8 protein-coding genes are annotated in these 8,354 nt (G+C 54.6%); 2 read left to right on the top strand and 6 right to left on the bottom strand.

Features of this window, described 5'->3' with window-relative positions:
• Positions 1–16: 16 nt before the first annotated feature.
• From nrdF to ACESLM_RS24765, 5 genes are all read right to left on the bottom strand, one after another.
• Entirely contained in the window at positions 17–988 is a 972-nt protein-coding gene (gene nrdF / locus ACESLM_RS24745; protein WP_372635695.1) for a class 1b ribonucleoside-diphosphate reductase subunit beta, read from the bottom strand.
• 54 nt (positions 989–1,042) lie between these two features.
• Positions 1,043–3,127: a class 1b ribonucleoside-diphosphate reductase subunit alpha gene (gene nrdE, locus ACESLM_RS24750; protein WP_372635698.1), complete on the bottom strand. Its 2,085-nt coding sequence runs from the start codon at positions 3,125–3,127 to the stop codon at positions 1,043–1,045.
• Positions 3,114–3,473, bottom strand: a complete 360-nt coding sequence (gene nrdI, locus ACESLM_RS24755) for a class Ib ribonucleoside-diphosphate reductase assembly flavoprotein NrdI (RefSeq protein ID WP_372635701.1) — start codon at positions 3,471–3,473, stop codon at positions 3,114–3,116. The genes nrdE and nrdI overlap by 14 nt, the downstream gene beginning before the upstream one ends.
• A 192-nt stretch (positions 3,474–3,665) precedes the next feature.
• On the bottom strand, positions 3,666–5,483 hold the full coding sequence (locus tag ACESLM_RS24760; RefSeq protein WP_372635704.1) for a putative bifunctional diguanylate cyclase/phosphodiesterase: 1,818 nt from the start codon (positions 5,481–5,483) through the stop codon (positions 3,666–3,668).
• Positions 5,484–5,574: 91 nt separating this feature from the next.
• On the bottom strand, positions 5,575–5,949 hold the full coding sequence (locus ACESLM_RS24765; protein WP_094047784.1) for a DUF423 domain-containing protein: 375 nt from the start codon (positions 5,947–5,949) through the stop codon (positions 5,575–5,577).
• A gap of 71 nt (positions 5,950–6,020) precedes the next feature.
• Here ACESLM_RS24765 and ACESLM_RS24770 point away from each other — a divergent pair, with 71 nt between their 5' ends.
• Both ACESLM_RS24770 and ACESLM_RS24775 read left to right on the top strand, forming a co-directional pair.
• The gene (locus ACESLM_RS24770; protein ID WP_372635707.1) at positions 6,021–6,470 is read left to right on the top strand and encodes a hypothetical protein; all 450 of its coding nucleotides are present in this window, start codon (positions 6,021–6,023) and stop codon (positions 6,468–6,470) included.
• A 783-nt stretch (positions 6,471–7,253) separates the two neighbouring features.
• Entirely contained in the window at positions 7,254–7,910 is a 657-nt protein-coding gene (locus ACESLM_RS24775; protein WP_372635711.1) for a transposase, read from the top strand.
• Between the two features lie 111 nt (positions 7,911–8,021).
• On the opposite strand, the gene ACESLM_RS24780 is transcribed toward ACESLM_RS24775, so the two are convergent.
• On the bottom strand, positions 8,022–8,354 hold a 333-nt coding region (locus ACESLM_RS24780; protein ID WP_372635709.1), incomplete at its 5' end, for an SbcC/MukB-like Walker B domain-containing protein.

The raw sequence follows: 8,354 nt of genomic DNA on the forward strand, positions 1-8,354 counted from the left end.
CTGTTCGAACGCTTATTTATTTATCGAAATCGAACAAGAAGTCGTCGTCGGTCATCGTTTCCACGTGAATCGTCCGAACGTAGCCGTTGCCTTTCTTCGAGAAGAAATCGTGCTGCTTCGTGCGCGTGCTGATGCCGTTGAACACGATCGGGTTGACCTCTTCCTCCGGGAAGACCGGGTCGAAGCCCATGTTCATAAACGCTTTGTTCGCGTTGTAGCGGACGAATTTCTTAACCTCATCGGCAAGCCCGATCGCCGAGTACAGCTCGTCCGTATACTTCTCCTCGTTCTGGTGAAGATGCATAAGCAGCCCGTACAGCACCTCGTAAGCTTCCTTCTGCTCGCTCTCGTCGAGCTTGCCGTACACTTCCTGCGCCAACACGCCCACGTACAGTCCGTGAATGCTCTCGTCGCGCAAAATGAGGTCGATGACCTCGCCGCTGCTCGTCATTTTTCCCTGTCCGGCCAAATAAAGCGGATAGAAGAAACCGCTATAGAACAAGTAGCTTTCCAGCAGCACCGAAGCCCCCATCGCCAGGAACAGGCTTTTCGGCGACTCGATATGGTTGTAATACTGAACGATCGTGTCGGCCTTCGTCTGCAAATACGGGTTCGCTTCGACCCAGCGGAATACGCCGTCGATCTCTTCCGTCGACGCCAGCGTCGTGAAAATACTGCTGTAGGACTTGGCGTGGATTTGCTCCATCATCGCCATGAAGCCGAGCACCGCTTTGCGCTGTAGCCCGTCGACGTGCTCCAGAATCCGCGGCATGCCGACTCCGCCCTGCACCGTATCGAGCAGCGTCAAGCCCCCCAATACTTTCATGTAGAGCTCGCGTTCCCGATCGCTCAGGTTCATCCAATCCATTTTATCGTCCGAGAGCGGAATTTCCTCATCCGTCCAGAACTGCATAATGTTCTGATTCCAGAACGTGATCGTAAAATCGTCGTCCGGACGATTCCAGTTAACGGCTTTTAACGCGCACATAATTATTCGTCCTCCTGATTGCTGGCGGCTCAGGCGCTCGCCTCGTCCCTGCTCTTACACCGAGCAGGTTATGCACTCTTCCACCGACAGTCGGTTCGTACGCGTATAATAGAGAGATTTCAGGCCTTTCTTGGCCGCGTAGACGTAATAACGGGACAGCTGGCGCGTCGTCACGTCGCTGTTCACGTGCAGGACGGTCGAGATGCCTTGGTCCACGTGAGGCTGGATCTCGGCGATCAGGTCGATGACCTTGAATTGATCCATTTGGTAAGCCGATTTATAGAAGAAAATGTTGTCCTTGCTCAAGAACGGCATCGGATAATACGTCGTCGAGTTCGCATAGGTGCGGGTCTCGATCGGTTCGACGATCGGCATGACGCTCGAAGTCGCGTTCTGGATGTACGAGATGCTCTGCGTAGGCGCGATCGCCAGACGGTAAGCATGGTACAGCCCGTGCTCCGCGACGTCGGCTTTCAGGTTTGCCCAGTCTGCGGGCGACGGCACGTCGATGCCGGCGAACAACGTCTTCACGCGTTCCGTCTGCGGACGATAGTCGATCTCCAAGTAACGATCGAAATATGTACCTTTGGCGTATTCGGAACGCTCGAAGCCGCGGAAAGTGACGCCCGTATCCCTGGCGATCTCCATGCTCTTCTCGATGGAGTGGAAGTTCATCATCATGAAGAACGTGCGAACGAAGTCTCGCGCTTCCTTGCTCTCGTAAGCGATCTTGTTCTTCGCCAGATAGCCGTGCAGGTTCATCGCGCCGAGCCCGACGGAGTGCAGCTCTGCGTTCGCCTTGGCGACGCCAGGAGCGTTGGATACCGTCGTCATGTCGCTAACCGCCGTCAGGCCGACGATGCCCTCGTGCACCGATTCCTTGATTTTGCGCGTGTCCATCACGTTGGCGATGTTCAAGGAAGCGAGGTTGCAGCTAATGTCTCTGCGGATCGTATCCGGCTCGAAATAATCGCCGATCTCCGAAGTTTCCTGAAGTTGGAAAATTTCCGTGCACAGGTTCGACATCTTGATGCCGCCGAGATCCTTAAGCGCGTGTGCGCGGTTGGCGTTGGATTTGTTCATGATGTACGGATAACCGGACTCAAGCTGCGTCGTGGCAATCTTCACGAGCATGTCGCGCGCGCTCATGACCGCTTTTTTCTTCACGCGGTCGTCGGCAAGCAGCGTCTCGTACATCTCGTCCATGTCCATGTCGTCCAGGTGTTGGCCGTAGTGCTTAAACACCGTATAAGGCGCGAAAACGTGCAGCATCTCGTTCTTCTCGGCGAGCTGATAAAATTTGTCCGGCACGATCAGGCCGATCGACAGCGTCTTGAGGCGGGTTTTCTCGTCCGCATTGATCTTCTTGCTGTCGAGGAACTCGATGACGTCCCATCCGAAAATGTTGTAGTAGCCCGCTCCCGAGCCTTTACGCTGACCCATCTGATCAGCATAGGAGAAGGCGTCCTCCATCAGCTTCAACACGGGCATGATGCCCTTCGCCGCGCCTTCTACGCCTTTGATCGTCTCGCCGCGTCCGCGGATCTTCGACAGGTTTACCGCCACGCCCCCGCCGATCTTGGACAGCTGCATACAAGTTCCGATCACATAGTTGATCGAATTGAGGGAGTCGTCCATCTCCAGCAGGAAGCAGGACACCATCTCCCCGCGACGGCTCTTGCCCGCGTTCAGGAACGTCGGCGTAGCCGGCTGCAAGCGCTGCTCCATCATCGAAGCCGCCAAGGCACGGGCCACTTGGAAATCCCCTCTCGCCAAATGCAGCGCCACGATCGACACCCGATCGGGAAAGTGCTCAAGATATAGCGTCTTGTCGTCGGTCTTGACGGCATAGTCGGTATAGAACTTGGAGGCGGCCATATAGGATTTGAATTGGAAGCGGTACGCGTGGGTCAATTCGTAGATTTGATCGACTTCCTCTTCGGAGTAGCGCTCGTAGACGTCTTCGTAGTAGTTGTTATCCAGCATGTAGCGAACCTTCTCGCGGTGGCTGGCGAACTTTACGCTTTTGCGGTAGACGTCCTCCATGAACTCGGCGACGGCTTCGCGATCTTTGTCCAATTGGAAGAACCCTTCCGTATCTCTTTGCATCAATAAGTTGTTCAGTTCAATATGACGCAACTGCGCGCACCTCCTGTACGAATCTCTCAACGTCCTTCGTCGTGCCGGACAACTCGAACTTGCTGATGACGGGCACCCCGTACATCTCCGCGATGCGATCCGCGCTCAGCGCGAATCCGTTCCCCCAATTGCGGTTGCCGCTGGCGGATACCCCGCGCAGCTTCCGATGATTCTTCTTCAAGAACGAAGCGACCCTATCCGGCACTTGACCGAAACCCGTCGTATACGTAATGAGAACGAAGGGCTGATCCAGATCCATGGATTCCTCGATTTGAACCGAAGGAAGCTTTAATTTCTCTACGAACCTCCGTACGTTACCTGTCTTGGAATCATAGGCGATCATCATGCCATTCATTCTCCTTTCTTTGACCTCAACACAATATGTATAGCGACAACATCCAATTTATATCAAGATATTGTGGGTGTCAAGGTGAAAGATGACCTATTGACAAATGCCGATCGCTTGCTATTTTATGCGCAAAAAAAAGAAAAGGATCGCCGAAGCGACCCTCTTCCGCTCTTCGCAAGGGAGAGATGTCTAGTGATAATTGGGCAGCGCGGGACGGTTGAGTTTCTCCAGCAGCAGATCTTGCGCGCCCGAGCTGGACAGCGGAGGGCTCCCGAAATAACCCTGCATTTCGTCGCAGCGGTGAGAGCGCAGAAAATGAACTTGATCCTTCGTCTCGACCCCTTCGGCAATGACCTGCATCTGCAAGTTATGCGCCATCGAGATGATGGCCGCGACGATCGCCGCGTCACCCGGATCCTGCTCGATGTCCCTGACGAAGGAACGATCGATTTTCAGGCGGGCGATCGGCAGATTTTTCAGATAATGAAACGAACTGTACCCCGTCCCGAAGTCGTCGATACTGATATTAACCCCCAGATCGGTCAGCTCTTTCAAATATTGCGAGGCTCGTTCGACGTCCATCGTCATGCTCTCCGTAATCTCGAGCTCCAAATAACGGGGATGCAGGCCGGTCTGACGCAGGATTTCGGAAATTTTGCCCGTCAAATTCCGCTGAGAGAACTGCCGAAACGACAAATTGACGGATACGGGGATATTAAGCAATCCCTCATCCTGCCAAGCCTTGTTCTGCCTGCAAGCCTCTTCGATCACCCATTCGCCGAGCGGCACGATCAGGCCGCTCTCCTCCGCCGCGGGAATGAACTCCCCCGGGGAGACGAGCCCGCGTTCGGGATGCTGCCATCGGACGAGCGCTTCCATACCGACGATCTGGCCGGAAGCCAGATCGTACTGGGGCTGATAGTGCAGCACGAACTCCTTGTTCTTCAGCGCCCTGTGCATTTCGTGCTGGATGGTCAGCTTCTCGATCGCGATATGATCCATGTCGCCGGAATGCAGCAAATAGTCGTTCTTGCCGTTGACCTTCACGCGATGCAATGCGGCGTCGGCGCGCTTCAGCATCGTGGCGGCGTCGTCCGCGCCGTCCGGACTGACGGAGACGCCGATGCTGACCGTCACGTGAACCGGCACGCCGTTCAATTCGAACGGCTCCTTCATGACGGATATCAGGGCATCCAGACGTCTGGATATGTCGTCCGCGTTTTCCAGCGACTCCAAACAAGCCGCGAACTCGTCCCCTTCCATGCGCGCGAGATCTCCCGGCACGGACAGACTGCGGCTGAGCCGCTCGGCGATCTGCAGCAGCAGCATGTCGCCGAAATCGCGTCCGAACGACGCGTTGATCAGCTTGAAATGGTCCACGTCGATATAGCAGACGGCAAGAGACCTCCCGCTTTCCTTGGCCGATTGAAGCCTCTCTTCAAGGCGATTCATAAAAAACTGCCTGTTCGGCAGCCCCGTCATGTCGTCGTAATAGGCCATATAGCGTATGCGCTCGAGCGAGCGCTTGCGGTCGCTGATATCTTCGATGAATACGAGAATGCCGATCGTTCTGTTCCTTCTGACCAGCGGCGAAGTATGAATGTTCAGATCGATCGCGTGTCCATGCTTATGTATGACCTTGATTTCCCTGGAGCAGGTTTCCCCTTGAAGCGTCCGTTGGAAAACAAGCCTTGTCTGCTCCCTGGATTCGTCGGCCAGCATCGTCTCGAACGAAATGCCGTTCAATTCCTCCTTACCGTATCCGACCATATCGGACGGATCGCGGTTAATGTCCATGAATCGCCCATGCCTGTCGATCACCGCGAAAGCGATCGGGCTGTGCGTGTAAAGCGAATTCAACAATTCCCATTGATAAACAGGACCCGACTGCTCGGTCCGATAGCGTTTGCGCGAGAATATCCAGCCTAATGAAGCGGCGCTTGCGGTCAGTGCTGCAAGGCCGGCGACACCCGCCAGCCAAAGTCCGTCGTTGGACCATCCGTTCACGAGGCTACGTCCTTCCTCCGCCATGGGCGACTACTCTAGGATAATACATCTATTATAGATCAAATGGCGTAGATGTGTAGCCCATAATTTTCTATTTCTTGTCCTTTCGGGCGGCCAAAGCGATGCAGATCCAGCCTGCAATGAACGCAACTCCCCCGAGCGGCGTAATGGCTCCGAGAATCTTAACCCCGCTGAAAGCCAGGACGTACAAGCTCCCGGAAAACAGGATGATCCCGATAATATGCAGCCTCGCGGCCCAGATCGCCAGCTTCGGCGAAGGAAGCCGATCCATTAGAAGAGCGATGAGAAGAATGCCGACGGAGTGGAACATGTGATATTGAACGCCAGTATCGTAGACGTCCAGCGCGTCCGCCGTGAGCCGATCTTCCAAAATGTGGGCTCCGAATGCTCCGAGAACGACAGAAAGCATAGCCGCAAGGGCACCAATTTTTGTATACTTATTCATGCGGGGTTTATCCTCCTTGGAATTTGGACAGCATTTCAACATCTATCATATCCTGAATGAGGTGTAAAGTCATGAACGAACCGTTCGAAAAGGATGAACAATTTGCGAACCGCGGCGCCTTCTCACAGATTGACGGCCAGCCGCCCCAACCGCTCAAGCACAGCGGCCTGGGCATCGCGTCCTTCGTGCTGTCGCTTGTCGGCATCGTCTCCTTCGTCATATTGACGATCGCCCTGATTTCCCTGTTCTTCCAGACCATCGACATTACGCAGATCGTGGACGACAACGGCGACCGCTTGATGTCCGACGAAGAACTCGTGGACAAAATCCAGCCCTTCATCGGCTACCTGGTCTTCTATCCGCTGCTGATCCTCGTCATCCTCGTCGGGCTCATCCTCGGCATCGTCGCCCTGGCCCGCCCCGGCTACAAGAAAGTGTTCGCGATTCTCGGGACCGTCTTCAACGGCCTTCCCCTCCTATTCATCGCGCTGCTCTTCCTGATCGGCCTCGCCGGCCTGTAACCGCGTACTGTCCTGACCGGACTATCCCGACACAGACTCGTAAACTCGACGACTGAACATGCACATCCGTCCTCCATGCACAGGCATTCTCTCCCGCGAGAATGCCTGTGCCCCTCTTCCCTCTTCCCTCTTCCCTCTTCCCTCTTCCCTCTTTCCTCCTTCCCGCTGCTTTCTCGCCGCCAACGACGTTGTATCTCATCTTGACCCAACCTGAGTCAATTGCAGATCCCAGCTCTGGGCCTCTCCTTCCATCTATCACACCTGGCTCTCCTGCGCCATATCTCATTTCCGCCTGACCTGAGCAATGTACAGATGCCTTTCCTACGTCTCCTGTTCCTGTAACCATCTCTCTTGCAGTCATATTTCTCGTTTTCACCCAACCTGAGTCAATTGCAGATCCTGGCCCTATGTCTCTCACCTCTTTTCACCTCGCTCTCCTGCCCTCATATATCTCGTTTTCGTCCAACCTGAGCCAATTGCAGATCCATCCCTGCGCCTCTCGCCCCTTTCACCTAGCCCTCTCCTGCCGTGACGCATCTCGTTTTCGCCTGACCTGAGCCAATTGCAGATCCATCCCTGCGCCTCTCGCCCCCCTCTCTGCCATTTACTCAGGGAGCTCGAAATAGACACACAAAACCGTTCTAATATCCAGAAAAATCCATAAAAAAAAAGTGCCGCGAAAGATCATTCAATAGCAGATTTTCGTCGACACAAGAACGTATGTTTGGTAAAATATAGATAGGAACAAATGTTCTTTTATTTGGAGGGAGGACGTTTCATTTGATGTCGATTCGCAGGTTTATGGCCCGCTTTTCGGATGAGCAAGCTTGCCGGGATTTCCTGTTCGCCGTCCGCTGGCCGCGTGGGTTTATTTGCACCAAGTGCGGCGATATGCGGTACTGCCTGATCAAGACGCGGAACGTATACGAATGCTCCAATTGCAAGACGCAAACGTCCCTCACCTCCAACACGCTAATGCACCGCACGAGGCTGCCTCTTCGCTACTGGATGGTGGCATTTTATTGGGTTGCTTCCGGCCGCCGCTGTTCGGCGCGCAAGCTTGCTAATACGCTTAAACTTCAGTACCGCTCCGCTGAACGGTTGATTCATAAAATCAGATTAGCTATGCACAAATCGGAATCCGGCCCGCTTTTCGATTTCTGGAACCGAGAAAAACGATCGGCCCAGCAGCCGATCGTCAGACGCGCGATGCAGTTAATGTTCAGAAGGGCTCGTTCCTTCGTCCGCAAATATTACGGGCGCGTTCCTAGATGGAGTCGACCGTACTATTATTGCGAATACCGCTTTCGCAGCAACAACGCCCATCACCCCTCGGAGGCGTTGTTAAAGCTGATTACATCCACCTGCTCGACCATCTACACGCTGAACGAGTATGGAAGACTTCGCGAGCCCCGAGGTCCGAGCCTCACTTCCGAATAATGCGGAACGAGATACGGAACGGGAACGGGAACGGGAACGGGATACGGAACGAGATTCGGCTCCGCGTCCTGTTCCGTATCCGCCTCTCTGCATGCTTAGCTTCGACGTGAACTACTTAACGATAAACTTCGTACGACTATGGCCTTCCTTGGTCTTGCTGACTTCAAGGACTGCCGGGAATGCCATCTTCAATTCCTGCACGTGCGAGATGACTCCGATCATACGGCCGGATCGCTGAAGGTCGACGAGCGTCGCGATCGCTTTGTTCAGCGAGTCCTCGTCCAGCGAGCCGAAGCCTTCGTCGATGAACATCATTTCGATCGACACGCCCCCCTGGTAAGCCTGAATGACGTCGGTCATTCCGAGGGCGAGGCAGAGCGAGGCGTTGAACTTCTCTCCGCCGGACATCGACTTGACGTCGCGATTCAGTCCGGTATAGGCGTC

Source organism: Cohnella sp. (assembly GCF_041641335.1).
In the GTDB taxonomy this organism is placed as follows: Bacteria; Bacillota; Bacilli; order Paenibacillales; family Paenibacillaceae; genus Cohnella.

What these genes read in the sequence shown, in the direction of transcription:
- nrdF (WP_372635695.1), bottom strand. Translation starts at nt 988, where the DNA reads ATGTGCGCGTTAAAAGCCGTTAACTGGAATCGTCCGGACGACGATTTT.
- nrdI (WP_372635701.1), bottom strand. Translation starts at nt 3,473, where the DNA reads ATGATGATCGCCTATGATTCCAAGACAGGTAACGTACGGAGGTTCGTA.
- ACESLM_RS24765 (WP_094047784.1), bottom strand. Translation starts at nt 5,949, where the DNA reads ATGAATAAGTATACAAAAATTGGTGCCCTTGCGGCTATGCTTTCTGTC.
- ACESLM_RS24770 (WP_372635707.1), top strand. Translation starts at nt 6,021, where the DNA reads ATGAACGAACCGTTCGAAAAGGATGAACAATTTGCGAACCGCGGCGCC.
- ACESLM_RS24775 (WP_372635711.1), top strand. Translation starts at nt 7,254, where the DNA reads ATGTCGATTCGCAGGTTTATGGCCCGCTTTTCGGATGAGCAAGCTTGC.